The organism is Streptomyces sp. NPDC002896 (genome assembly GCF_040295225.1).
In the GTDB taxonomy this organism is placed as follows: Bacteria; Actinomycetota; Actinomycetes; order Streptomycetales; family Streptomycetaceae; genus Streptomyces.
This window is the reverse complement of record NZ_JBEOVA010000013.1, coordinates 171614-196274: the sequence shown is the minus strand read 5'-3', so window position 1 is coordinate 196274 and position 24661 is coordinate 171614. Positions and strand designations below refer to the sequence as shown.

The window sequence follows — 24661 nt, the reverse complement described above, 5'->3', positions numbered from 1 at the left end:
GGTGCCGGCTACTTCTGGATCCACAGTTCCTCGGGCAGGAGCGAGCCCAGGCCGTACTGCACGACGCCATGCACCTTCTTGCTCGTGATAGTGGTCGCCGCGGTCCGGTAGGTGAAGATGATCGGGGTCAGTTCGGCCAGCCGCTCCTGCACCGTCTGGTATGCCGCCTTGCGCTCCGCGGTCGTCTTTCCCGTCCGGCCGGCGTCCAAAGCCGCGTTCAGCTCCTTGTCGTCGACCCCGGAGTAGTTGCCGGCCGAACGGCCTGCGAGGGCCCCCCACAGCCGCGGCTCCGGGTCCCCGAAGAAACCGCCCTCGACCATCATGTCGAAGTCGTGGCTCGCGTAGAGGCCGAGGAGTGCCGCGGGGTCGACTATCTCGACCTTGACGTCGACATTCTTGAACGCGCTGAGCTGGGCCTGGATGTTCTCCGCGGTGGCCTTGTTATGCGCCGTGGACATGGCTTTGAAGGTGAAGGACACCGGCTTGCCCTCAGCGGCCAGCTCGTCGAACAGCTTCTGCGCGGTGGCCTTGTCCGTCTTCTGCAGCTCCGTGTCGGAGTAGAACGGCGACGACTTGGTGAACAGCGTCCGCACGCTCTCCGCCTTCCCCTCGCTCACCGCCAGGTTGTACGCGTCGAAGTCGATTGCCGCGGCAACGGCCTTGCGCGCCCGCACGTCGTCGAACGGCGCTTTGCGCATGTTCATGGAGAGGTACTGTCCGCCGCTCAGCGACGGGCTGTAGGTCAACAGGCCCGCGTTTTCGGCCTTGTCCACTGTCGCCCAGCTCGACTCCATCGCCACGTCGGCACCACCGCTCATCATGGTGTTGAGCCGCTGGCCGGAGTCGGGGGCAGTGCGGATAGTGAGGGCCTCGAGGTAGGGCTTGGGGGCGTCCCAGTAACCGGGGTTCTTCACGAGTTCGATGCTGTTCTGGCGGGTCCACTTCTTCAGCGTGAAGGGGCCCGCGCCGACCGGCTTCGCGTCGAACGCCTGCCGGCCGGCCTTCAGCGCCTTCGGCGACGCGATCCAGTTCAGCGAGGAGGACGGCACGGCCTGGGGGTAGTGCGGGTTGGGCCGGACCAGCGTGACCTTGAGCGTGGTGGCGTCCATGGCCTTGGTCGAGGCGATCTCCGCTGCTTCCCGGATCGAGCGCGACCCGGTGGCCGGGGCCTTGATCCGGTCCCAGTTGAACTTCACGGCCTCGGCGTCCAGCGGGCTGCCGTCGGAGAACTTCAGTCCCGGGCGCAGCTTGAGGGTGAACGTGGCACCGCCGTCGCTGCTGGAGAAGTCCTCGGCCATCGTGAACTTGAGCTTGCCCGTCTCGGGGTCGTTGGTCATCAACGTCCCGAACAGCGCGTTGCCCACGACCGCGGTGAGCGCCCACACGTTGGTCAAAACTGCGGGGTCCAGGTTCTGGGGCTCGACGACCTGGATGACGCGTGCGGTACCACCGGCCACCGGTTTACCGCCCGTTGGTGAATCTGACGAGGTGCCGGCGTTCGTACCACCGCAGGCCCCCAGGAAGAGGGCTGCGGCGCACGCCGCCGCGACCGTGAGGAATCGCCTGTTTCGGATCATCGTTGACCTCTTATCGGCGTTCAATACATTGCGGGCAACTCGGAGGCCGGCGAGACACGATGGGACGGCCGGCCAGGAGGGGAGTCGGTCAGTCGTGCATGGTGCGGTCGAACCGGTGCCGCAGATGGTCTCCGACTTGGTTCAGGGCGAACACGGTGAGAAAGATGACCAGCGACGGTACGAACACCACGTGCGGCGAGTCGGCGATCGCGTCCTTGCCGTCGGAGATCATCCCGCCCCAACTCGGAGTGGGCGGCGGAATGCCCAGCCCCAGGAAGCTCAACGATCCCTCGGCCACGATCAACGCCGCCATCACGATCGGCAGGTACGCCCCCAGCGTGGGCAGCACGTTGGGCAGGATCTCCTTCGCCAGGATCCGCCGGTGCCCGGCGCCCATGTTCCGCGCCGCCAGGACGAACTCCCGCGCCGACCAGGTCAGGGTGTTCGCCCGTGCCAGCCGGATGAACGACGGGATGATCACCAGCGTCAGGCCCACCAGCAGGGTCCGCACGCTGGGGGTGAGGATCGAGGCCAGCGCCAGCAGAAGGATGAGCGGAGGAAAAGCCAGCATCGCGTCGGCCAGCAGCCGCACGACCGAGTCGAGCCGTTTCCCGAAGTAGCCGCCCAGCATGCCCAGGACCGAGCCGATGACGGCTCCCACCAGGCCCGCGACCGTGCCGACCAAGAGCGAGACCTGGGCCCCGTGGATGCACCGCGACAGGATCGACCGGCCCTGGGTGTCGGTGCCCAGCAGCAGATTCCACGACCCCCACTGCGGGGCATATCGCGGCGTACCGACGGGTGTGGCGTACGACGCCAGCGGCAGCAGGTCTGCCACCGCCGCCAGCGCGATCACCGCGATCAGCCAGGCGTAGGACAGGTACACCAGGACCGAGCGGGTCGCGCGTACTCGGTGGACGACCGGCTCCGCTGCCGCCGGGGCGTGTGGAGCACTCTCTTCGCGGCCCACCACGACATCCGATTGCGTCATACGCCGGCCGCCTTCCTGATCCGCGGGTCGATCAGCCGGTAGCTCAGATCGACCGCCATGTTGACCACCACGTAGACCACCGCCATCAACGCCACGATGCCCTGCACCATGACCACGTCCCGGGAGATGATCGAGGTCGCCAGCAGCTGCCCCAGGCCCGGCAGCGAGAACAGGGACTCCACGATCACCGTCCCGCCGATCAGCCGTCCGAGGTTGATCCCGACCAGCGTGATCAGCGAGAAGGACGAGGGCCGCAGCGCGTGCCGGAACATCACGTAGGCCGCGCTCATGCCCTTCGCCCGGGCGACCCCGACGAAGTCCTCCCGTAGCGTTCCGATCAGATCCGTCCGCAGCAGGCGGTGGAACGAGGCAATCTCCGTCAACGCGATCGCCAGTGCGGGCAGCACGGCGCCCTTGAGGTTGGGGCCGATGCCTTCGCTGATCCATGACCACCCGTTCACCGGGAACCATCCCAGCTTGAGCGCGAAGAAGTAGATCAGCAGCGGCCCGGCGATGAACGCGGGCACCGACAGGAACACCGACGACACCGCGTTGATCGCCCGGTCCACTGCACTGCCCGGCCGCGCCGCGGAGACCACGGCCAGCAGGACCGCGACAATCAGCGCGATGAGGAGCGCCATCACGGCCAGTTGCAACGTCACCGGCAGCCGCTCGGCGATCGCCGTACTCACCGGCTGGCCCGTCACCGGCGAGGTCCCCAGGTCTCCCTGCACCGCACCGCCCAGCCAGTCGGCGTACTGCGACCAGAAGGGCCGATCCAGGCCCAGCTTCGCGTTCAGCTCCGCGACGGCCTCAGGCGTCGCGTTCTCGCCCAGGATGACCGACGCCGCCGAACCGGGCGCCAGACTCAGCAGCCCCACCACTGCCAAGGTGACCAGCAGCACTACGAGCACACTGCGACCGATACGTCGCGCAACAGGAGGCACCATCGCACTCGCTCTCAACGACGGGGAAAGGTCTGTTGGTACTCCGCTCAGCTCTCATCACCGACTGCCGGGATGGTGAAGACCCTCTGTCGGGAGCCGACGTTGCATCAGCCTTTAGGAGCTAGCTTATCAATGATAGAACTGTAAGCCGTGGGCGCCTGATGGTCCATAAGCTGTGCACGCCTGGATGGCCGGACCGGCCCTGAGGGCAAGCCGGGCGGGGGTCAGCGCCCGGAGTCGCCTGCGCCACCTCCCGACGAGCCGGAGGAGTACCCGGATGACCCACGCCTCGCCGCACGACATCTCCGCCGCCGTCGCCTCCGGCCGACGCACGCCGCTGCAGTTCGGGGTGTTCCTCGCGCCGTTCCACCAGGCCGGACGCAACCCCACGCTCAGCCTGGAACACGACCTGGCGCTGCTGGAACACCTGGACCGCCTGGGCTACCACGAGGCGTGGATCGGCGAACACCACTCGGGAGGCTGGGAGATCTGCACGTCCCCGGAGGTCTTCATCGCCGCCGCGGCGGCTCGCACTCGCCACCTGCGCCTGGGCACGGGGGTCGTATCCCTTCCGTACCACCATCCGCTGCACGTGGCCGACCGCATGGTGCTGCTCGACCACCTCACCCGCGGCCGCGTCATGCTCGGGGTGGGCCCGGGACAGCTCGCCTCCGACGCCCACATGCTCGGCATCGACCCCAACCGCCAGCGCCCGATGATGGAGGAGGCGCTGGAGGCGGTCATCGCCCTGCTCGACGGAGGCGAGCCCGTCACCCGCAAGACCGACTGGTTCACCCTGCAGGACGCCCAACTGCAGCTGCGCCCCTATCAGTTCTCGGGTCTGGAGGTCGCCGTCGCAGGCACCTTCTCGCCCGCAGGCCCGAAGGCTGCCGGACGGTTCGGCACCGGGCTGCTGTCCATCGGCGCCAGCCAGAAGCGCGGCTTCGATCTGCTCGGGGACCACTGGAGGATCGCCACCGAGGTCGCCACGGAGCACGGGCAGGTGATGGACCGGCGCAACTGGCGGCTGATGGGCATGATGCACATCGCCGAGACCGAGGAGCAGGCCCGCCGTGAGGTGGCCTACGGCCTGGCCGATGTCCAGAACTACCAGGCCAAGGTCCTGCCCGTGCCGCTCGACGTCGACGCGCCCCTGGAAGCGCGCATCGAGCAGGGCAACTCGGTGGGCAGTTTCATCTGCGGCACCCCCGACATGGCCATCGCCAGGATCGAGCAGCTGTGGCAGCAGTCTGGCGGCTTCGGCACCTACCTGTTCATGGCCGCCGACTTCGCGGACCCGGCGGCCACACAACGTTCCTACGAGCTGATCGCGCGTGAGGTGATCCCCCACTTCACGGGCGCCTCCGCAGGCCCGCTCGCCTCACAGGCGTGGCAGACGAGCCTCTCCCAGACCTGGCGCGACCAGACCGCCGGCGCGATCGGCCAGGCCGTTCAGGACTACGAGTCCGCCCGAACTGCACGAGGGCATGCCGCGCCTTCCTGAGCCGGCACCCCCATACCCGCCACGTCCGTACTCGGCCATGTCCCGCACCCCCTGCCCCACACATGCCCGTCGCCGCGTACGGACCCGCTGCCCCGCACCACTGATCGAGAACAGGAGTACCGATGGACCGACGTTTTGCAGACAAAGTGGCCCTGGTCTCGGGTGGTGCCAGCGGCATCGGCGCGGCCATCACGGCGCGTCTGGTGGCCGAGGGGGCACGCGTCGTCGTCGGCGACATCCAGGAAGCGGCGCTGCCCGCAATCCTCGAACGCCACGGCGCACAGGCGCGCGTCGTGCATATCGACGCCACCCTCGAGGAGGACGCGCAGCGGCTGGTCGCCGAGGCCATCGCCGCCTTCGGCCGCCTGGACTGCGCTTTCCACGCTGCCGGCGGTCAACGTCCCGCCCGGTTCACCGAGGTGTCCGACAAGCACTGGGACGCCACCATCCGCCTGAACATGTACAGCGCCTTCTACGGCACCCAGCACGCGGCCCGCCAGTTCCTGCAGCAGGCATCCCCGGGCTCCATCGTGAACATCGCCTCGCTCAACGCAAGCCTGCCCATGCACGGCGGCGTCGGCTACGCCAGCGCCAAGGCCGGGACCGTGATGATCAGCCGGCAAGCCGCGCTGGAACTCGGGGAACACTCCATCCGCGTCAACAGCGTCTCCCCGGGCATGGTGCACACGCCGCTGACCGCACCAGTCCTGGAGACACCCGAGATGCGCGACCTGTACCTGGAACGGATCCCCTTCCGGCGCTCGGCGCAGCCCGAAGAGATCGCCGCCGCGGCCCTCTTCCTGGCCAGTGACGACGCCTCCTACATCACCGGCCACGACCTTGTCGTGGACGGCGGCTGGTCGCAGACCGGAAATCCCGACCTGCGGCCGTTCTTCACCTCGGCCCCCTGACCCCGCGCCCGCCGGCGCCGCCCCGCGGAGGGTGTGCCCGGCTACCCCGCCTGTCCCCCCAACAAGCGCCGGCGGTCCTCAGCCACGGGCGCTCGTCCTGAGCGAAAGGCACCTCATGCGCGCACTGCGCCTGCACGGTCCCCGGGACCTGCGCCTCGAGGACATACCCGAGCCCGCACTGCGGCCCGGGGCAGTGAAGGTCAAGGTCGAGTGGTGCGGAATCTGCGGCAGCGACCTGCACCTGTTCCGCGACGCGCCGATACCCGCTGCGTATCTGCATCCCATCACCAACGAACCCGGCCCCCACACCATGGGGCACGAGTTCGCCGGCCGGGTCGTGGACGCAGCCGACGACGTGGCCGGACTGCCTCTGGGGACGGCTGTGACCGTCGAGCCGACGCTGTTCGACGCCACGTGTCCGGCCTGCCGCCGCGGCGAGCCGAACCTGTGCGATGTCGGCGGCTTCGTCGGCATCAACGGCTGGGGCGGCGGGATGTCGGACTACGTCGTGCTGCCCGCCGACCGGCTCCACCCGATCCCCGAGGGGATCTCCACCCAGACCGGCTCCCTGGTCGAGCCGCTCGCGGTGGCCTGGCACGCCGTACGCCGCTCGGCGCTGCGCCCCGGCGACAGCGTCCTGGTCGTCGGCGCCGGCCCCATCGGCCTGGGGGTGCTCATCGCCGCCAAGGCCCAGGGTGCGGGGCTCGTGGTCGTCAGTGAACCCGGCGCGGCGCGCAGAAAGGCGGCGCTGGCCTTCGGTGCCGACCTCGCCCTGCACCCCTGCGAGCACGATGTGGTGGCCCGCGTGCGTGAACTCACCGCGGGCCGTGGGGCCGACGCGGCGTTCGAGGCCTCGGGGGCCGGCAAGCCCGCAGCGCAGGCCTTGATCGCAAGTCTGCGCAAGGGCGGCCGAGCCGTCACCGTCGCCGCCGGACGGCCCTACGAGTTCGACCCGAACACGCTGATGGTCACCGAGATCACGCACACCGGCAGCCTGGCGTACGACGCCGACGACTTCCCCTCGGTCCTCACCGCCCTCAGCACCGGCCGGATCCAGCCCGACGGGCTGGTCAGCGACCGCATACCCCTCGAGCGCGCCGTCCACGACGGCTTCGAGGAGCTGCTGGCCCACCCGGACCACCACGTCAAAATCCTCATCGGGCTCTGACGCCCTCACCTGTGAAGGGGAGACACCTATGGCCGACCGCGAGACCTCGGCGCAACCGGCACCGGAGTACGGCGAGGTCGCCGGGCTCCGTGTCGGCCTCGAAGGGACGGTGCTGCGGCTGACCCTGGATCGCCCGGAGAAGAAGAACGCTGTCTCCGACACCGTCAACCGTGCCTTGACCGCCCTCCTGGGTCAGGCGCAGAACGATGAGCGGGTGCGCGCGGTCCTGCTGGACTCCAGCGGCCCGGACTTCTGTGCCGGCGCCGACATCGTCGCGCGGAACAGCGGCGGTGGGCCCCGTCCGAGGCCTGGCGCGATCCAGCGTCGGCTGCCGTCGTTGGCCCACGGGCTGATCCCCACACTGATGGAGCTGCAGCTGCCGGTGGTGTGCGCGGTGCGCGGCTGGGCCGCCGGCCTGGGGCTGCACCTCGCCCTGGCATGCGACTTCGCCGTCGTCGCGCGGGACGCCGTACTCTGGGAGCCTTTCCTCACCCGCGGCTTCACACCGGACAGCGCGGGCACGTGGCTACTGCCGCGGCTGGTGGGCCCGGTCCGCGCCCGCGAACTGGTGCTGCTCGGCGAGCGCTTCAACGGCGAGGACGCAGCGCGGTGGGGTCTGGTGCACCGTGCCGTCGACGACAAGGATGTCGACGGAACCGCGCAGGATCTCGCCCGACGGCTTGCCAGGGGGCCGACGGTCGCCCTCGGTCTGGCCAAGAAGCTGCTCAACGACGGGCTGCAGGAGCCGTTGCGCAGGCATTTGGAGAGCGAGGCGTTCGCGATGGAGCTGTCCTCCCGGGCGCGGGACTTCGGCGAGGGCATGGCGGCTTTCGCTGAGCGCCGCCCGCCCCGTTTCGAGGGCCGCTGACCGAACCTTCCCGATGCGCCGCTTCCGCCACCCGGCGCGGCCGGGCCGTCAGGCACTCCGCCGCGGACCGGGCTCCTCCTGCCAGTCGGCCCGCCGGTCGGTACGGCTGGGCTGGCGGCCCAGGCGCATCGGGTTCAGCTCGGAATCAGCCATCAGGAACCGCTGGAAGGAGGTCAGTCCGGACTGGAAGGTACGGCGCCAGCGGCCGAACTTGGTGTCCGCGCGCTCTGCCTTCTCTGCCTCGGACCACTGCTCCCAGGTCGGGATCGCCCAGACCAGGATCGCCTCGCTGTCGCCGACCATGGCCGTCTCCCAGGCTCCGGCCAGGACCCATCCGAACTCGTTGAGGAGCGGCTCGCCCTCTTCGGCGATCCGGTCCAGGAGACCGAGTATGCCGCCGGGCGGGGTGGTGATGATCTCGTGGGCGTACGCCTCACCGCGCACCTTGTCGGCGCACAGCTGCTCGATGGTGCGGGTCCAGGGGGCGGGGACGAGCAGGCGGTCGTAGCCCCCTGAGCGGAAGTCTGCGGCCCGGGCCCACCACTTCTCCAGGTTGGGGTCCTGGAGGCCGGGCCGGCCCACCTCGTGCCGGAACGACTCCGCCATCCCGTCGAAGCCGTCCTCCTCCCAGATGTTCACCGTGGACGGCCAGTTGCGTGTGGAGCCGACGATGCCCCACACCCCGTAGCAGAGCTGATGACGCTCCTCCTGGGCGATGGGGCTCCAGTTGGCGGTCATGTGGTACATGTAGTTCGCCCGATTGTGGCCGATGATGTCGATGAACTCGTGGATGTAGAGCTTGTCGTTGACAGAGCCTTCGGATCCGACCGTGTTCATGGGACTCCTTGTCAGGTCTGCGTCGTCTGCCGGCTCCCCTTGTGGAGGCGGCGACGCAGTCGGGCGACGCCCTCCGCGAAGGCGGGGCGGTCCATGGACCACCGCTGAGCGTCGGTTTCCAGATCGAGAGCGGCGCGGGCGTCGCTGAGCGTGGTGGAGACGGCCAGGGTCTCCTTGGTACGGCGGACCAACTCGCCTGAGCGTCCGGCGGCACGGCGGGCCAGCCGCAGGGCGGCGGGCATCAGCTGGTCGTCGTCGACCACCTGCCAAGCCAGACCGAGGGCGGCGGCCTGTTCGCCGTCGAGAGCCTCGCCGAAGAGCACCATCGCCGCGGTGGCCTGGCGGCCGACCAGGTTCTGCAGTCGCCACAGGTGGCCGCCGCCGGGGTGGATGCCGATGTCCAGGAAGCAGGGGTCGAAGCGTGCCGAGCGGGCCGCGATGATCACGTCGCAGGCAAGGGCCCAGTTCATGCCGGCGCCGACCGCCGGGCCGTTGACGGCCGCGACGGTCGGTATCGTGAGCTCCGCCAGGGCGGTGACTCCCTCACTGAACACGGAGAGCGGTTCGGAGCGAGCGGCGAGCGAGTCGACGTCCCCTCCGGCGGAGAAGGCAGGGCCGGCACCCGTGAGCACAACCGCCCGGACCTCTGCACGCCCGCGGATCTGTGCGACGGCTGTCCGCACCGCGCGGGACAGGTCCGCGGTGACCGCATTGCGGCGGCCCGCGTCATCAAGGGTCAAAACCGCCACGTGGTCGTCGACTTCAAGCCGTACCGCCATATACGGGATCTCCCTGTGACTGGTGCGCCATCTCACCCGCCTGAACGACTTCTATGCTAGCTATCATAGAAATGATTCGTAAGACTCTGAGCGGACGAGGAGATGGCATGCCACAGCTGCGGCAGCCGCGTTTGGCTGAGATGGTGGCCGCCAAGCTGCGTGAGGACATCCTGAGCGGGCGGTTGAAGGAGGGCGACAGCCTGCCCCGCCAGGAGGACCTGTACGCGGAGTTCAAGGTCAGTCTGCCGGCTGTTCGGGAGGCGATGCGGATCCTGGAGACCGAGGGGCTGATCTCGGTGCGCCGCGGCAACGTGGGCGGGGCGGTGGTGCACGAGCCCACCGCCGACCGCATCGCCTACATGGTCTCGATGGTGCTGCAGACCCGTGCGACCTCGCTGGACGATGTCAGCGGCGCGCTGCTGCATCTGGAGCCGGTCTGCGCGGGCATGTGTGCGGCCCGGCCCGACCGGGAGAGCACGGTGCTGCCCGCACTGCGTACCGCGGTGGAGGCGCAGCAGGCCGCCTTCGAGGACCCGGGGCGGTATTCGCCGCTGGCGCGGCGCTTCCACGAGGAGCTCGTCGAGCACTGCGGCAACGAGACGATGATCGTGCTGATCGGTTCGCTGGAGTCGATCTGGTCGGCGCACGAATCGTCTGTGTGGGGTGCGGTGGCCGGGGACGGTCGTACCCAGGAGCCCGGTTCGCCCATGTCCGCCTCCACCCGCCGGGCGGCGATCCGCGACCACGAGAAGCTCATCGCGGCGATCGAGGCAGGCAATGTCACCCGGGCGGTCACACTGGCCCGTACCCACCTGACCGCGACCCGCGCCAGCACCCTCGCCTCCGAGGACCTGCCCCTCGTCAAGGCCAGCACCGTCAGCGGATCCCGACTCGTCGGCTGACCACCGAAGGGGGCCCGCCGGCTGCCCCCATGGCGCTCCGTGACCCGTGCCCCGCGGCACGGGTCAGGCAACGGCGGGCATGATCTCCTCGGCCACCCATTGTGTGTAGTCGAAGTAGTCCTGGATGTGGTTGACGCTGGGGATCGGCACCGAACTCATGGTGACGCCCAGTTCCTTGAACCAGCCGAGGCGGTCGATGATCTCCTGTTTGGCCATGCCTGGGCGAGCGCGCGGGTCGTCGTGCACGACATGGCCCTCACCGACGCGTGTGGTGCCGACGGCGTAGAACACATCGGTCAGTTTGCCGCTGTAGTCGGGCTGCGATTTGATGAAGTCGATCCTCGCCGGGATGTCCTCGGGTTTGGTCAGGAAGGGCCACCAGCCCGATGCGTAGCGGGCGATGCGCCTCAGCGCGGCGTCGGCGTCACCGCCGAACCACACTGGCGGATGCGGCTTCTGGAAGGGCTTGGGTTCGAACGCGACGTCCCGGAAGGACACATACTTGCCCTCGAACTCCGGTTCCTCCTTGGTCCAGAGCTCGATGATCGCCTGGATGTACTCCTCGCTCATCGCTCCGCGTTCGTGGAACGGAACGCCCAGAACTTTGAACTCCTCCTCCAGCCAGCCGACCCCGAACGTGATGGTGACGCGGCCGCTCGAGAGCCAATCGATGCTCGAGAGCGCCTTGGCGGTGATCACGGGGTGCTGCAACGGCAGGATCGCGATGCACGAGTTGACCCGTATCCTCTCCGTAGCCCCGGCCAGATAGGCCATGGTCGGATACGCGCTGAAGTAGTGCGGCCCGGACAGCTCGACATGGGCCTTCGGGATGATGTGGTGCTCGGGCACACTGATCATGGCGTAGCCCAGCTCTTCGGCCCACTTGGCCAGGCGCGTCTGGTCCGCGCCCGTCACCGCCGCTTCCCATGGCTGGCATGTGGCCTTCAGCCGCATCAGATGCGGCATGGCGAACCCCAGCTTCACGTTCGCTCCTGCCTTCCCTCTTCGCTTCGGTCCCCTGCAGCAAACGGGTGCAGGCCCCAGCACCGCACGGCCGCCCGGTCCAGTCGTCGCGGTCGGGCCCCGGGCCCAGGGCGGCGTCGCGGTCCGCGGCCAACGCCGTCCCTGCGCACGAGGCATGCGACCTGAGCTACGCCTCAGTCCGGCGTCGCGTCACAGCTGCGGTACGACACCGTCGGTACCGGCGTTCGGTGCGGCCTTGGCCACCAGGTCCGGGATCACCCCACCCAGCTCGGCGGGGTCCCAGCGGGCGTCCTTGTCCACACCGGGACCGGCGTGCCAGCCCTCGGCAACGCTGATGTGCCCACCACGCACGTTGAACACCCTGCCAGTGATCCCCCTGGCTTCCAGACTCCCCAACCAGACCACCAGCGGGGCGATGTTCTCCGGAGTGCGCGGATCGAACCGATCATGCACGAGCTCCCCGCTCCACCGCGGCAGATCCTCGGTCATCCGGGTCAACGCCGCCGGCGCGACCGCATTGACCGTCACTCCGTAGCGCCCGAGCTCCTGCGCGGCAATGACCGTCAACGCCGCGATGCCGGCCTTCGCCGCACCGTAGTTCCCCTGCCCCGGATTGCCGTAGATACCCGAGGACGAGGTCGTATTGATGACCGCGGCCTGCACCGGCGAGCCGGCCTTGGCGCGCTCCCGCCAGTACGCCGCAGCATGGCGCAGCGGCGAGAACGTGCCGCGCAGATGCACGCGGATCACCGCGTCCCACTCCTCCGCCGACATGTTCACCAGCATCCGGTCACGCAGGATCCCCGCATTGTTGACCAGGACATGCAGGTCGCCGAAGGCATCGAGCGCGCTACGCACCAGGCGCCCGGCACCGTCGAAGTCTGAGATATCCTCACCGTTGGCGACCGCCTCGCCGCCGAGTGCGCGGATCTCCTCCACGACCTCCCCGGCGGGTCCGTCGGAGGACCCGCTGCCGTCCACCTTGGCACCGAGGTCGTTGACCACGACCTTGGCACCCTGCCGGGCGAACTCCACCGCATGACCACGACCGATCCCACGGGCCGCACCGGTGATGACGACCACACGGCCGTCCATGATTCCGGTCATCTCTCCCCACCTCCCTTGAACACCAGAACAGTGACGACTCGACAGGGCCGCGGGTCAGTCGGGGACTCGCTCGAGTACGGCGGCGATGCCCTGGCCGCCCCCGATGCACAGGGTCTCCAGGCCGTAACGGGCCTCCCGGCGCTCCATCTCATGCAGCAGGGTGGCCAGCAGGCGTCCGCCGCTGGCCCCCACCGGATGCCCGATGGAGATGCCCGAGCCGTTGACGTTCAACCGCTCGAAGTCCTTCTCCCCCAGTCCCCACTCCCGTGTGCAGGCCAGCACCTGCGCGGCGAACGCCTCGTTGAGCTCGATCAGGTCCATGTCCGCCAGCGTCAGGCCCGCGCGTTCCAGCGCCTTGGCGGTGGCGGGCACCGGACCGATGCCCATCGTCTCCGGCGCCACGCCCGCCACCGCCCACGACACCACGCGCGCCAGCGGCCGCAGCCCCAGCCGCTCGGCGGTCTGCCGCTCGGCCACCACGCACACCGCCGCGCCGTCGTTCTGACCACTGGAGTTGCCGGCGGTGACGGTCGCTTCCGGGTCCTCGCGCACCCGCACCGGTCGCAGCGCCGCCAGCCGCTCCAGGCTGGTGTCCGCCCGAGGGTGCTCGTCGACCGCCACGGCCGTGCCGCGCACCTGGACCGGCACGATCTCCTCGGCGAACCGCCCCTCCCGCTGGGCGGCCACTGCACGCCGGTGCGACTCCAGCGCCAGCGCGTCCTGCTCCTCACGCGGGATGGCGTACTGGCGCCGCAGGTTCTCCGCCGTCTCCAGCATCCCCCCGGGCACCGGATGCTCGCGTCCGCCGGCCGTGGTGCGTCCGCGTGCCAGGCGGTCGTGCAGGGTGACACTGCCCTGTGCGCCCCAGCGCGTGAGTGCGTAGAACTCGGCCTGGCTCATGCTCTCCGCGCCCCCGGCCAGGACCACGTCGCTCACCCCGGTCTGCACCTGCATCGCCGCCGTCATCACTGCCTGCAGCCCGGAGCCGCAGCGCCGGTCGATCTGCGCGCCGGTCACCTCCAGCGGCAGCCCGGCGTCGAGCGCCGCGACCCGCCCGATGGCCGGCGCCTCGCCGTTCGCATAGCACTGCCCCAGCAGCACGTCGTCGACGCGCGCCAGTTCGAGTCCGGTGCGCTCGATCACCGCCCGGATCACAGCGGTGGCCAGATCCACCGCCGGGACGTCCCGGAAGACGCCCCCGTACCGGCCCACCGGCGTGCGCACGGGCTCGCAGATGACCGCCTCACGCAATGAGGACATGTTCGGTTCTCCTTCTTCGTGTGCGCTGCACAGCAGTCGGCGGAGGTGCACCACGCGGTCGACGGCCGGTCAGGTCACGTACGCAGGACCTCCGCGCCAAAGCGTTCGACGTTTTCCAGGTAGCCGGCCCTGCTGGGCGCGGGCAGGCGCAGTGACATCCAGGTGACGCCCAGTTCGCGCATCCGCGCGGCCTCCTCGACAAGGAGCCGCGGTTCGAAGCGGTCGCGGTGGTGGGGGTGGGTGAACGGGGCGCAGCAGATGTCGATCGGTTCCTCGCGGCCTGCGGCGTCGGCTGCGGCGCGCAAGGAGGCGATGCCGCGTCGGAGGTCGGCGAGGTCGGCGAGCTCTACGGTGCGTACGGCGGCGGCGAAGCCGCCTCGGGCGGGGAAGGGCATCCAGCCCTGGGCGGAGGCGACGGCGCGTCGTATGGCGGCTTTCGAGTTGCCGCCGAGCCACAGCGGTGGGTGGGGCCGGGTGGCGGGCAGCGGGCGCAGCACGTTGCCGTGTTTGCCCTCCGCGCCGGCCCAGGCGTCCTTCATCGTGGCGATCGCCTCGTCGAGGCGGGCCCCGCGGCGGTGGAAGTCGGCTCCGAGGGCGTCGAATTCGGGTTCCAGGTAGCCGACGGCGGTGCCGACGATGAGGCGTCCGCCGCCGGTGAGGGCGTCGAGGGTGGCCAGGGAGTGGGCGGCCAGGACGGGGTGGCGGTAGCCGAGGACGAGGATGTTGGTGTGCAGGATCAGGCGCCGGGTGGCGGCGGCCGCGCAGGTGAGCGTCACGAGCGGGTCGAGGGTGTGGTGGCCGCCCTGGGCGACCCAGCTCGCGGGCGGGTAGGGGTGATCGCTGACGTGGCAGGCGTCGGCGCCTGCGGCTTCCAGGGCGGCCGCCATCTCGGTGATGGCCTGTGCAGTGCCGAACTCCTCGCCGCGGTCGACCAGGTCGGTGGGCAGGGCCAGGGACCAGCGCATCGGAGCGCTCGTCTGCGTTGCGGTGTTCACAGGGCCTCCGCCAGCCGTAGGGCGTGCTCGTGGGCGGAGCCGTACCCGGTCTCCAGCAGCCACGCGCGCTTGAGGTAGAGGTGCGCGAGAACCTCCCAGGTGAAGCCCATGCCGCCGTGCACCTGGACGCAGGTGCGGCCACCGGTCACGGCGGCGTCGTCGGCGAGGACCTTCGCCGCGGCGGCCGCCTCGTCCGGATCCCCGGTCTCGGGGGCCTCGATGGTCAGGGCCGCGGCGTGCACGGTGGCCCGGGCCAGGTCGGTGCGGACCAAGCAGTCGGCCAGGAGGTGCTTGACCGCCTGGAAGGATCCCACGGGCCGCCCGAACTGGGTGCGCTCCTTGACGTACCGCACGGCCAGGTCGAGGGCGCCCTGGGCGATTCCGGTCTGCAGGGCGGCGGTCAGCACCGCGCCGCGCAGCCGCCATCGCCGTGCGTCGGAGGCGGAGCCGATGCGTTCGCCGCGCTCGGAGGCGACCAGGCCACCGGGCAGTGCAGCAACGGGAGTGAGCGGGTCGAGGGGCCGCGCCGCAGGGGGCGTTGGCAGGGCGTTCGCGGGAAGCAGGAACAGACCGTCGTCGTCCACCAAGATGAGGTGGGTGGAGCTGTCGGGGTGCTCGGCAAGGAGCGTGTGGTCGCGCAGGTCGACGGCGGTGACCACGGCTTCTCCGGCACGGGCCGCCGGGAGGTGGTCGGCGGCCAGCAGGGTGGCCGTCAGAGGGCCGGGCACCAGCGCGCGGCCGAGTTCCTCGAAGACGATGGCGGCGTCGACCGTGCCGAGGCCCAGACCGCCGTCGGTCTCGGGGGCCAGCACGGCGAAGACCCCCATGTCGGAGAGGGCGGACCACTCCCGGCGGTCCAGGCCGGGAGCGTCGGAGGCGGCCCGCAGCCGGTCCGGTGCCCAGGCGTCCTTGAGGTAGGCGCGCAGGCCGTCGCGCAGGTCGCGCTGCTCTGCAGTGAGCGTCAGGTCCACCGCGGCTCCTTGGGCAGGCCGAGCGACCGCTCGGCGAGGATGTTCCGCTGGACCTGCGAGCTGCCGGCGGCGATGGTGTACGACAGCGTGCTGACCCGGTCCTCGACCAGGCGCCCGCCGCCCTTCGGCGCGAGGTCCGTCATGGCCAGCCCGGCGCGGCCGAGCACTCGGGCGGCTAGGTCGTCGATATGCTGGCGGTTCTCGGCGAAGCGCAGTTTGAACACCGAGGCGCCCTGGACCGGCACGCGTCCGGCGGTGGCCTCCGAGACGTTCTTGCGCACCAGCGCCCACAAACCGGCGACCTCGGCGGCGAGTCGGCCGATGTCGCGTCGCAGCGCGGCGTCGTCCCACAGCACGCCGCCACCGGGGGCCGGGGTGACGCGGGCGAGGGCGGCGGTCTCCTCCAGCAGGTTGCGGGATTCGATGAGGTCACCGATGAAGGCGGTGCCGCGTTCGAAGGAGAAGGTGACCATGGCGACGCGCCAGCCGTCGTTCTCGGCGCCGACGCGGTGGGTGACGGGGATGCGGACGTCGTCCAGGACCAGTTCGGCGAATTCGCTGCTGCCGACGGTGGTGCGCAGCGGGTGCACCTGCACGCCGGGGGTGTCCATGGGCAGGATCAGCCAGGTGATGCCGCCGTGCCGGGAGCCGGGCGGGCCGGTGCGCACGAGCAGTTCGCAGTAGTCGGCCACGTGGGCGTTCGACGTCCAGATCTTGCGGCCGTTGACGGTGTAGTGGTCGCCGTCGCGCACGGCCTCGGTGCGCAGGGAGGCGAGGTCGGAGCCGGCGTCGGGTTCGGAGAAGCCTTGGCACCAGACCTCCTCGCCGCGCAGGATGCGCGGCAGGTGGCGGGCGCGCTGCGCGTGGGTGCCCTCGGCGATGAGGGTCGGGCCTGCGTGGAGCAGGCCGACGAAGTTGACGCCGACGTAGGGGGCGCGGGCCCGGGCTGTCTCTTCCAGGAAGATGAGTTGCTCGGTGGGGGTGGCGCCCAGGCCGCCGTGCTCACGAGGCCAGTCGACGCCGGCGTATCCGGCGTCGAAGAGCGTGCGCTGCCAGGCGGTGTCGTAGCGGCGGCGGGCGGTCCAGTCGTCGCGGTCGGGCCCCGGGCCCAGGGTGGGCAGGGTGTCGGCCAGCCAGGCCCGCAGTCGGTCCCGGAAGGCACGTTCCGGGGCGGTGAGGCGCAGATCCACGACGGCTCCATCAGGGTGTCGGACGGGTGTCGGACTGGTGTCGGACGCGGGATTCGGTCGGGGTCCCCGGCACGCTGCGGTCCGACCAGGCACACCGTCCGGAGCGGCCTCCTGGAGCAGTCGGTGGCGGCGGTGATCGGTGCGGTCGGGCATGGGGTGGTGCGGGCGCGCATGGGGTGGTGCGGTCTTCGTTCGAAGCGGCGGGAGGTGGCCGGACGGCACGCCGGGCGCCGTTGCCGGCGTTCGGAACGTCACCGCTCGGGCAGGTCGAGCCCGAGCAGATCGATGGCGTTGCCGCGGGCGATGCGGTGGATGGTCTCCTCGTCGAGATGACCGAACTGGAGGGCCGCCTCCTCGCGGGAGTGCGGCCAGGTGCCGTCCTGGTGGGGGTAGTCGGTCTCGAAGACGGCGTTGGCGGTTCCGACCTTGTCGAGCAGGTCGATGCCGACGGCGTCCTTGAAGAAGCAGCTTGTGATCTGCCGGTAGTAGTACGTCGACGGGGGCTCCGGGCAGTTGTCCTGCCCGTGGGCCCAGCCGCGGTGGGTCTGCCAGACGTCGTCGAGGCGTTCCAGGAGGTAGGGGATCCAGCCGATCTGAGCCTCGGCGTAGAGCAGCTTCAGCCGCGGGAAGCGGTGCAGCACACCGGCCAGGATGTAGTCGGTCATGCTGGCGATGCTGTTGCCGAAGATGATGGTCGCGCCGACCGCGCCGGGCGCGTCCGCGGAGGTCTGCGGCGTTTTCGTACCGGAGCCGATGTGCATCGCCAGCACCGTCCCCGTCTCCTCGCAAACGGCGAAGAACGGGTCCCAGTAGCGCGAATGCAGGCTGGGCAGGTCCAGGTAGGCGGGCAACTCGCTGAAGGCGACCGCGCGCACTCCCCTGGCGGCGTTGCGGCGCACCTCGGCGACGGCAAAGTCGAGGTCCCACAGCGGCACGATGCACAGCGGGATCAGGCGGCCGCGGGAGGAACCGCACCATTCCTCGACCATCCAGTCGTTGTAGGCCTGCACGCACAGCCTGGCGAGCTCGCGGTCCTTGCCCCAGAGGAAGATCTGGCCGCAGAAGCGCGGGTAGTTCGGGAAGCACATCTGCGCCTGGACCCCGTTGACGTCCATGTCCGCCAGGCGATCCGCCGGCTTCCAGCAGCCGGGCCGCATGTCGTCGTAGGTGATGCCCTCGTTGGTGACCTCGTCGGCGGGCACGCCGGCTGACGCGATGTACCGCTTGACCTGCGTGCAGGTGTCCTCGTAGAACCACCACGCGGCGTCGGGTCCCGACATGCCCGGCGCCTCGATGTACTTGCCGTCCACCAGGCGGACCTCGCCCGCAGGCGCGATGACGTTGCGCGGGCCGGCGTCGCGGAAGCGGGCGGGCAGGCGGCTGCTCCAGAGGTCCGGCGGCTCCACCACGTGGGCGTCCATGTCGACCAGCGCCGGGATCCGGGCCGTACGCTCCGCGAGGATGTCGGCGTCGACTGCTGCCTGGTCTGTCATGTCGTCTCCACTTCAGGCCGTACCGGTCGCCGGGCTGAGCAGTGTCGAGGTCCCGTCTCGGTCCCTGGGCGGACACAGCCGCGGCAACCGACCCGCGGCAACCGACCCAACCAACAGGACAACCGTAGCTGTCTTCATAGCTATCTTTACTATTTATAGGTGCCAAGGGGTAGAGCTTCTACCCCCAGAGACCAGAAAGCGTTGATCCGAGCCCCAGGGGAGAGCGACATGGATTCCGCCGATTTCAGGGCAGTACTCGACGCGGTGCGCCGCTTCGTCCGCGAGGGTGTCGTACCGCGGGAGGACGAGATCGAGGCCGGTGACGCGATCCCGGAGGACATCCGACGCAAGGCCGTCGCCATGGGCCTGTTCGGCTACACCCTGCCCGAGGAGTACGGGGGACTTGGCGCCAGCCTGTACGAAGATGTCCAGCTCGCCTTCGAGTTCGGGTACACCACCCCGGCCTTTCGCTCGATGTTCGGCACCAACAACGGCATCGCGGGCAAGGTTCTGGTCAACGCCGGTACCGAGGAGCAGAAGAAGCACTGGCTACCCAGGCTCGCCGCCGGCGCCGTGGCCTCCTTCGCGCTCACCGAGGCCGAGGCCGGTTCCGACCCCTCCGGCCTGACCACGCAGGCGGTGTGGAACGGACAGGTGTCCGGGCCGCGGGATGGCGGAGAGTACGTCATCTCCGGCGCCAAGCGCTTCATCACCAACGCCCCGATCGCCGATGTGTTCGTGGTCTTCGCCCGCACCGGCCCAGAGCGCCGCGGCACTCAGGGCATCTCGGTCTTCCTCGTCGAAGCCGACCGGCCCGGCGTGACCGTGGGTCCCAAGGACCACAAGACCGGTCAGGCGGGCGCCTGGACCGCGGAGGTCTTCTTCGACCAGGTCCGGGTGCCGTACTCGGCGCTGGTCGGCGGCATGGAGGGCGCCGGCTTCGGTGAGGCCATGAAGTCGCTGGTCCGCGGTCGGGTGCACATCGCCGCGATGTGCGTCGGCATGGCGCAGCGGATCCTGGACGAGTCGGTCGCCCATGCCGCCTCCAACAAGCAAGGCGGGCGTCCGATCGGGGAGTTCCAGCTGGTCCAGGCGATGTTGGCGGAGATACAGACCGGGGTCTACGCGGGCCGGGCCATGGTCCTGGAGGCCGCCAGGAAGTACGACTCGGGCGAGGACCGCCGGATCGGCCCGTCGGCCGCCAAGCTGTTCTGCTCCGAGATGGTCAGCAGGGTCGCCGATCTCGGCGTGCAGATCCACGGCGGCATGGGCTATATGCGCGGGGTGGCGGTCGAGCGCTGCTTCCGGGACGCTCGGCTGTTCCGTATCTACGAGGGCACCAGCGAGATCCAGAAGCTGATCATCGGCAGGGCTCTGCTCAAGGACGCGGCCTGATCCGGCGCCGTCATCCCCGGACACCCGGTGCCTCATGAACGAGGTCTGCCGTTGCTCCTTCACCGGATCGGAAGGGAGCAACGGCAGACCCTGCCGTGCCCTGTTCCACTCAGTTGGCCACCGGGGTCAGTTGGCCACCGAGGCCGCAGCCGGCGGCTTGGTCTCCTCACTGACCGCACCACCCGTTGCCGGGACTCGCCCGTGCTTCATGGCGAGAGCGATCACAAGGCCAAGTGCGGCTGCGATCAGGGCAGCCCAGTAGATCGCGGTCGCTCCGTCCCAGTTCGTGAGTGATGCGGTTTCGGCGAGGTTGGTGGTGCTGACGACCTTCCCGCCGGAGGACACCGTCATGATGAGGGGATTCTCGTAGATGATCGCGGTGACGACGGCCGCCCCGATGGCCGAGCCGAGTGAGATGAACACGTTCATCATGCCCGTGCTCACGCCCTGTTGCTGCGGCGGCACGGCGTCCATGACGAGGTTCGGGACAATGGCGAGGAACGCGCCGAAGCCCAGGCCGAAGACGCCCGCGGCCAGGGCGTAGAACCAGACGCCGTGGGTGGTGGTCGTGAGGAACAGGACGCCTGCGATCACGTAGACCACCAGTGCGCCCAGCAGCAGGGTCCGTGGTCCCTTCCGGCCTGACAGCCAGCCGACCCACGGACCGGCGGCCATGCCGACGCCTCCCTGGAAGACGGCAGCATGCAGGGCGAAACTGATGAGTGTCAGGCCGCCGGCGAAGGCGAGCGAGCCGTTGAAGCCGACGTCGATGAGGGCCGCGGCCGCTGAGTCGAGATTCTGCTTCTCCATCGCCTCGCTGCGCACGCCGTCGGTCAGCTGAGCGGCGGTGGGAGTCTGCAGGAGCAGGGGCATCGCGTAGGCGAAGATGCCGATGACGATCGCCCCGCACAGTGTCGCGCCCAGGGTGAACAGCATCTTCGAGTTCAGCAGCAGGCGCAGATCGATGATGGGCTGCGCGGTGCGCCGCTCGACGGCAACGAAGCAGGCAAGGAGGACCAGGCCTCCGATCAGGCAAGCCAGGGAGGTCGGTTCGGCCCAGCCCCAGCTGTGCCCTTCGCTGAGATACAGCAGGCACAGTGTCAGGCCGCCGCTGAGGATGACAGCCCCGAGGATGTCGAGACGCTGCCGGACCCGCAACGGGGATTCGGGAACGATGAGTATGACAGCGATCAGGGTGACCGCACCGTAGCCCGTCATGAACCAGAAGAGGGCGCGCCAGCTGAAGTGGTCGAGCAGGTAGCCGCTGAGAATGGGGGCGGCGAGCGCTGAGAGCCCGAAGCCCGTTGCCAGCAGTCCCACGGCGGTGGGGACGTACTTGCGCGGGAGGATGTCGCGGAAGACGCCGTAGGTGACAGTGGTGTTGCCCAGCGCCAGAGCCTGGAGTCCGCGGCCGATCAGGAAGGCGGCCCAGCTGTTGGTGAAGCAGCACACCAGCGACCCGATGAGGAACAGTACGCCGCTGACGATGAGCATCTTCTTCTTGCCCCACAGGTCGGACGACTTCCCGACGAGGGGCGCGACAACGCCTCCCACGAGACCGAAGATCGTGGTCATCCAGCTGATGCTGGCACCGACGCCGGGGAAGCTCGGTGCGATACGGATGGCCGCAGGGGCGACCATCGTGTACTGGAGCGCTGCCGTTTCGGCGAACAGCGTCGTGACGATGATGATGACGAATGTTCTTACGCGAGCGGACTCAGGCAGACGACCGGTGGCCTCGTCCGGGATGAGCGGGTCTTCGTGGCCGGCCATGGTGCTCCTCTGGCGACGGGATGGGGAGCCCTCCTGCAGGGGCGGCTGCGAGGCAGCGCTTCTGCCGCCTGGAGACGCTAGTTGCGGAGGGCGGAGACGCTTGCGACAGCGCCTGGACCGGCGCCACCTGAGCGAAGCCCTGAAGTTAGTATCTTTCCTATGATTGATATGTAAGTTATTGCCGGATCCGACGCTTGGGAAGATGCGTGCATGCCGGGACCGCACCTCTGGACGCCGCCGACGAGGTCGCCCACCGCACCCACAGGTCCTTGCCCCGCCGCTGAACTCGCCGTTACGAGGCCGAGCGGGCCTTCAGCCAGGTCGAGCCGGCGAACCGGTCGGCCACATGACGGCACATCAGCACGTCAGCTGGCCACAACTCAAGAAAACAACTCTGACCAGCGAAAATAGTGAGGCGCAGCGGGAGCACTAAGGAGCCCGGGACGCGGGCACGCTGTGCGCACGAACCAAGGGGGCGACCATCGTGAGCAGCTCTCCCATGTGCTGTGCCGTCCGCTTGCACGGCAGCAGAACAAGATGGCGTGCGCCCGCGTCCACGTACTCCCCCAATCGCGCCACCACGTCGGGGATCGTGCCCGCCGCGGCGACATGCGCCGCCAACTGCTCGAAGTCCTGCCGGTACGTGCCGCCGAGGAAGGCCGCCACCTCCCGTCGCGCCCGGGCAGGGTCGTCGTCCACGCAGACGGGCACGTACGCCATCCACGAGAACCCAGCGAGATCACGGCCAGCGGTGGCCGCGAACTCCTGCACGCGGTGCACCGACTCCCGGTAGCGGCGCGGCGAGTACATGTAAGGCATCCATCCGTCGCCGAGAATCGCGGCGCGGCGCATCGCCACCGGCTGCCTGCCCGCCACGACGATCGGCGGCCCGCCCTTCCGGCGCGGACCGGGATGGATCCGCACGTTCTCCATCGGGAAGAAGGGACCGGGATGCGTGACGCTCTCGGTGGTCCACAGCCGTCGGATGAGCGGGATCGCCTCATCGGTACGGCGCCCACGCTCGCCCAATGGGACGTCGAGCGCGGAGAATTCCTGCGGGTACTCCCCTCCCACTCCGACTCCCAGCGTGAGACGTCCGCCAGAGGCCCGATCCAGATCGGCGAACTGCTTCGCGACAAGCGCCGGAGGGTAGAGCGGAAGCAGCAGGACGGCTGTGCCGACCTGCACCGCGCGCGTCTGTTCGACCAGGCGGGACAGCCAGACCACCGGCTCGACCCCTGGGTTCACCGAGGAGATATGTCCGCCCACCCAGAGGGAATCCGCCCCCATGTCCTCAGCGGCACGCACCTCTGCGGCGTCACTGGGGGCGACGATGCCGACTTGGACCACCTCACCGCTTCCTGCTGCAGTCACGACAGCCTGCCCGCGAGTCCCGCGACGCCGGATGCCGCGGCGTCGCCGTCAACCGTCGTTCTCCTTGCGTACCTTGCCCAAAGACCGCCTGGCACGAGATGAGGTTCCTTCCGCAGATGGGGGCCGATACGTGGCGAGCGTGCAAGGGCCATCTGGCGATTCGGTCCAGCGACGGCCGGGCGTGCTCTGTGCTGCGAGGGCATCGATGCGCGGGTGCAATTCGTCGGGTTGCCGAGGTCACGGAGCTGCCCCGGTGGTGAGGGTGTCACACCAGCGCAGGAGCCGGTCCCAGAGGAGATGACGGGTGGTGGCCATGTTGTGGCAGTGAGCGCTTCCGGCGAGCACGTAGAGGGTGACGTCGCGACTGTTGGGGAAGAACGCCGCTTCCTGGTGCGGCCCGGGTGAAACGTCGATCTCGCCGTAGCCGAGGAAGACGGGCACGTCGACGGCTGCTGCCGCGCCGCTGGCGATGCCCGGAACGGCACCTTGGGCCGCGGGCCGCCGGGGCACGACGGTGAGAGTGGTGGCCCAGTCCGTCTGCACGACGATGTCCGGTACGTTATCGAGGTAGAACCACGAGCGCATCGGGGCCCGGTCTGAGGCCAGGAAGCGTTCGGGAAAGGCTGCCGCGGCTTGGTCGACGAGGGCGGCCCGTCCCTCCGGGGTCTGCGCCGCGGCGGCTGCCTCCGGTGACGGCGGGAGCTGGGCCACAAACTGGTTGCTGGTGCCGAGGATGGCAAGAGCGGCGTAGCTGCTGTCGCCGGCCTGCTGCAACATGGCGACGTAGCCGCCCATCGAGTGTGCGATGGCCAGGTACGGCCCGGCATGTCCGAGCTCCTCGGGCATACGTGCAACAGCCGCCGCGGCCGCCGATCCCTGATCGGCCAGTTCGAACTCTCGCGCCGGTCGGGTGCTGTCCCCCGTGCCCAAATGGTCCAGCGCGACAACGCCATAACCGCGGGCAGCCGTGTGGCGGGCGAAGCTGTAGTCGGCGTGGCCGGGGACCTGCAGGTCGAAGTAGCCGCGGTTGTAGGTGGCGCCTGGCAGGCAGACCAGGACAGCCTTGGCCGCCTCGGAATTCGCAGGCGGGAAATACGTGCCGGCGATCCGTGCCGACTCCCCCACACGCTCGCTGACGTCGAACTCCACCGTTCGTGGTTCCGGCGCTTCCATCAGACGGTCCTCCCTGACGTACGTGCTGACCGCATCGCCCCACGCGCCCCTCGGATCGTCAACCGCCACCGGCCATGCCTCGATTCAGGGTTGCCAACGTCGGCCGACTCGAAGACCTCCTCCAACGAATCTCATTTATCATTTATATGATGAGGTTTTTGCAGTCAAGAGGTGGCGGAGTCAGCTGCCAAGGTGTGGTTCCGTGCCGCCCTCGGGCTTGCGACTCCGGCCAAGTGCGCAACGGTCGACGATTCTGATCTAGCCGACGACGTCGGCATCGGCGCGATGCATGGCGACCAGGCGCCCGCGGCCTCGCGGACGTGCGAACTCAGCCCGTGGTGGTCGGGTGGAAGTGCGTGACGGCGACGCCTCTCACGTCGCGCAGCGAGGTCCCCGGCCTGCAGCGCGGCCAGGGAATCCGGGTGCTTGACGCGGCATGCGCGCCCGACGACTCCCCTCCCG

21 protein-coding genes are annotated in these 24661 nt (G+C 69.5%); 6 read left to right on the top strand and 15 right to left on the bottom strand.

Going from position 1 to position 24661, the window contains the following annotated elements; genetic code table 11:
- Positions 1-8 precede the first annotated feature (8 nt).
- From ABT009_RS25480 to ABT009_RS25470, 3 genes are all read right to left on the bottom strand, one after another.
- Positions 9-1457 carry an ABC transporter substrate-binding protein gene (locus tag ABT009_RS25480; protein WP_351299253.1) on the bottom strand — a complete coding sequence of 483 codons (1449 nt, stop codon included), beginning with the start codon at positions 1455-1457 and terminating at the stop codon, positions 9-11.
- A 208-nt stretch (positions 1458-1665) separates the two neighbouring features.
- Entirely contained in the window at positions 1666-2568 is a 903-nt protein-coding gene (locus ABT009_RS25475; RefSeq protein ID WP_351299250.1) for an ABC transporter permease, read from the bottom strand.
- Entirely contained in the window at positions 2565-3518 is a 954-nt protein-coding gene (locus tag ABT009_RS25470; protein WP_351299247.1) for an ABC transporter permease, read from the bottom strand. The genes ABT009_RS25475 and ABT009_RS25470 overlap by 4 nt, the downstream gene beginning before the upstream one ends.
- Before the next feature lie 274 nt (positions 3519-3792).
- On the opposite strand from ABT009_RS25470, the gene ABT009_RS25465 reads away from it, so the two are divergent.
- The 4 genes from ABT009_RS25465 (at position 3793) to ABT009_RS25450 (ending at position 7966) form a co-directional block, all read left to right on the top strand.
- A complete protein-coding gene (locus ABT009_RS25465) occupies positions 3793-5019 on the top strand; it encodes an LLM class flavin-dependent oxidoreductase (RefSeq protein ID WP_351299244.1) in 1227 nt (408 codons plus the stop codon).
- Between the two features lie 122 nt (positions 5020-5141).
- Positions 5142-5930 carry an SDR family NAD(P)-dependent oxidoreductase gene (locus tag ABT009_RS25460; protein ID WP_351299241.1) on the top strand — a complete coding sequence of 263 codons (789 nt, stop codon included), beginning with the start codon at positions 5142-5144 and terminating at the stop codon, positions 5928-5930.
- A gap of 115 nt (positions 5931-6045) precedes the next feature.
- Positions 6046-7098: a 2,3-butanediol dehydrogenase gene (locus tag ABT009_RS25455; RefSeq protein WP_351299239.1), complete on the top strand. Its 1053-nt coding sequence runs from the start codon at positions 6046-6048 to the stop codon at positions 7096-7098.
- Positions 7099-7126: 28 nt separating this feature from the next.
- Positions 7127-7966, top strand: coding sequence for an enoyl-CoA hydratase/isomerase family protein (locus ABT009_RS25450; protein ID WP_351299236.1), 840 nt, complete (start codon positions 7127-7129; stop codon positions 7964-7966).
- A 48-nt stretch (positions 7967-8014) separates the two neighbouring features.
- Here the strand turns inward: ABT009_RS25450 and ABT009_RS25445 are convergent, their stop codons facing one another.
- Together ABT009_RS25445 and ABT009_RS25440 are read right to left on the bottom strand one after the other, a co-directional pair.
- Entirely contained in the window at positions 8015-8803 is a 789-nt protein-coding gene (locus ABT009_RS25445; protein WP_351299233.1) for a hypothetical protein, read from the bottom strand.
- 11 nt (positions 8804-8814) lie between these two features.
- Positions 8815-9582, bottom strand: a complete 768-nt coding sequence (locus tag ABT009_RS25440; protein ID WP_351299230.1) for an enoyl-CoA hydratase-related protein — start codon at positions 9580-9582, stop codon at positions 8815-8817.
- Between the two features lie 107 nt (positions 9583-9689).
- Here ABT009_RS25440 and ABT009_RS25435 point away from each other — a divergent pair, with 107 nt between their 5' ends.
- Positions 9690-10484, top strand: coding sequence for a FadR/GntR family transcriptional regulator (locus tag ABT009_RS25435; RefSeq protein ID WP_351299228.1), 795 nt, complete (start codon positions 9690-9692; stop codon positions 10482-10484).
- A gap of 63 nt (positions 10485-10547) precedes the next feature.
- Here ABT009_RS25435 and ABT009_RS25430 read toward each other — a convergent pair whose 3' ends face one another.
- The 7 genes from ABT009_RS25430 to ABT009_RS25400 all read right to left on the bottom strand — a co-directional run bounded on the left by ABT009_RS25430 (position 10548) and on the right by ABT009_RS25400 (position 18484).
- Positions 10548-11468 (bottom strand): TIGR03619 family F420-dependent LLM class oxidoreductase, encoded by a 921-nt coding sequence (locus ABT009_RS25430; RefSeq protein ID WP_351299225.1) that lies wholly within the window; start codon positions 11466-11468, stop codon positions 10548-10550.
- A gap of 189 nt (positions 11469-11657) precedes the next feature.
- Positions 11658-12575: an SDR family oxidoreductase gene (locus tag ABT009_RS25425; RefSeq protein ID WP_351299222.1), complete on the bottom strand. Its 918-nt coding sequence runs from the start codon at positions 12573-12575 to the stop codon at positions 11658-11660.
- A 54-nt stretch (positions 12576-12629) separates the two neighbouring features.
- On the bottom strand, positions 12630-13835 hold the full coding sequence (locus ABT009_RS25420) for an acetyl-CoA C-acetyltransferase (RefSeq protein ID WP_351299219.1): 1206 nt from the start codon (positions 13833-13835) through the stop codon (positions 12630-12632).
- Positions 13836-13909: 74 nt separating this feature from the next.
- Positions 13910-14830 (bottom strand): TIGR03619 family F420-dependent LLM class oxidoreductase, encoded by a 921-nt coding sequence (locus ABT009_RS25415; protein ID WP_351299216.1) that lies wholly within the window; start codon positions 14828-14830, stop codon positions 13910-13912.
- Positions 14827-15801, bottom strand: coding sequence for an acyl-CoA dehydrogenase family protein (locus ABT009_RS25410; protein WP_351299213.1), 975 nt, complete (start codon positions 15799-15801; stop codon positions 14827-14829). Before ABT009_RS25410 ends, ABT009_RS25415 begins: the two co-directional genes overlap by 4 nt.
- The gene (locus ABT009_RS25405; protein WP_351299210.1) at positions 15792-16991 is read right to left on the bottom strand and encodes an acyl-CoA dehydrogenase family protein; all 1200 of its coding nucleotides are present in this window, start codon (positions 16989-16991) and stop codon (positions 15792-15794) included. Before ABT009_RS25405 ends, ABT009_RS25410 begins: the two co-directional genes overlap by 10 nt.
- 251 nt (positions 16992-17242) lie before the next feature.
- A complete protein-coding gene (locus ABT009_RS25400) occupies positions 17243-18484 on the bottom strand; it encodes an amidohydrolase family protein (protein WP_351299207.1) in 1242 nt (413 codons plus the stop codon).
- A gap of 228 nt (positions 18485-18712) precedes the next feature.
- Between ABT009_RS25400 and ABT009_RS25395 the strand changes: the two genes are divergently transcribed.
- Positions 18713-19879, top strand: coding sequence for an acyl-CoA dehydrogenase family protein (locus tag ABT009_RS25395; protein WP_351299204.1), 1167 nt, complete (start codon positions 18713-18715; stop codon positions 19877-19879).
- Between the two features lie 126 nt (positions 19880-20005).
- Here the strand turns inward: ABT009_RS25395 and ABT009_RS25390 are convergent, their stop codons facing one another.
- From ABT009_RS25390 to ABT009_RS25380, 3 genes are all read right to left on the bottom strand, one after another.
- Entirely contained in the window at positions 20006-21652 is a 1647-nt protein-coding gene (locus ABT009_RS25390) for an MFS transporter (protein WP_351299201.1), read from the bottom strand.
- A gap of 429 nt (positions 21653-22081) precedes the next feature.
- The gene (locus ABT009_RS25385) at positions 22082-23026 is read right to left on the bottom strand and encodes an LLM class flavin-dependent oxidoreductase (RefSeq protein WP_351299198.1); all 945 of its coding nucleotides are present in this window, start codon (positions 23024-23026) and stop codon (positions 22082-22084) included.
- 237 nt (positions 23027-23263) lie between these two features.
- Positions 23264-24199 (bottom strand): alpha/beta hydrolase, encoded by a 936-nt coding sequence (locus tag ABT009_RS25380; protein ID WP_351299196.1) that lies wholly within the window; start codon positions 24197-24199, stop codon positions 23264-23266.
- Positions 24200-24661: the final 462 nt, after the last annotated feature.

What these genes read in the sequence shown, in the direction of transcription:
- ABT009_RS25475 (WP_351299250.1), bottom strand. Translation starts at nt 2,568, where the DNA reads ATGACGCAATCGGATGTCGTGGTGGGCCGCGAAGAGAGTGCTCCACAC.
- ABT009_RS25470 (WP_351299247.1), bottom strand. Translation starts at nt 3,518, where the DNA reads ATGGTGCCTCCTGTTGCGCGACGTATCGGTCGCAGTGTGCTCGTAGTG.
- ABT009_RS25465 (WP_351299244.1), top strand. Translation starts at nt 3,793, where the DNA reads ATGACCCACGCCTCGCCGCACGACATCTCCGCCGCCGTCGCCTCCGGC.
- ABT009_RS25460 (WP_351299241.1), top strand. Translation starts at nt 5,142, where the DNA reads ATGGACCGACGTTTTGCAGACAAAGTGGCCCTGGTCTCGGGTGGTGCC.
- ABT009_RS25455 (WP_351299239.1), top strand. Translation starts at nt 6,046, where the DNA reads ATGCGCGCACTGCGCCTGCACGGTCCCCGGGACCTGCGCCTCGAGGAC.
- ABT009_RS25450 (WP_351299236.1), top strand. Translation starts at nt 7,127, where the DNA reads ATGGCCGACCGCGAGACCTCGGCGCAACCGGCACCGGAGTACGGCGAG.
- ABT009_RS25445 (WP_351299233.1), bottom strand. Translation starts at nt 8,803, where the DNA reads ATGAACACGGTCGGATCCGAAGGCTCTGTCAACGACAAGCTCTACATC.
- ABT009_RS25440 (WP_351299230.1), bottom strand. Translation starts at nt 9,582, where the DNA reads ATGGCGGTACGGCTTGAAGTCGACGACCACGTGGCGGTTTTGACCCTT.
- ABT009_RS25435 (WP_351299228.1), top strand. Translation starts at nt 9,690, where the DNA reads ATGCCACAGCTGCGGCAGCCGCGTTTGGCTGAGATGGTGGCCGCCAAG.
- ABT009_RS25425 (WP_351299222.1), bottom strand. Translation starts at nt 12,575, where the DNA reads ATGACCGGAATCATGGACGGCCGTGTGGTCGTCATCACCGGTGCGGCC.
- ABT009_RS25420 (WP_351299219.1), bottom strand. Translation starts at nt 13,835, where the DNA reads ATGTCCTCATTGCGTGAGGCGGTCATCTGCGAGCCCGTGCGCACGCCG.
- ABT009_RS25400 (WP_351299207.1), bottom strand. Translation starts at nt 18,484, where the DNA reads ATGACAGACCAGGCAGCAGTCGACGCCGACATCCTCGCGGAGCGTACG.
- ABT009_RS25395 (WP_351299204.1), top strand. Translation starts at nt 18,713, where the DNA reads ATGGATTCCGCCGATTTCAGGGCAGTACTCGACGCGGTGCGCCGCTTC.
- ABT009_RS25390 (WP_351299201.1), bottom strand. Translation starts at nt 21,652, where the DNA reads ATGGCCGGCCACGAAGACCCGCTCATCCCGGACGAGGCCACCGGTCGT.
- ABT009_RS25380 (WP_351299196.1), bottom strand. Translation starts at nt 24,199, where the DNA reads ATGGAAGCGCCGGAACCACGAACGGTGGAGTTCGACGTCAGCGAGCGT.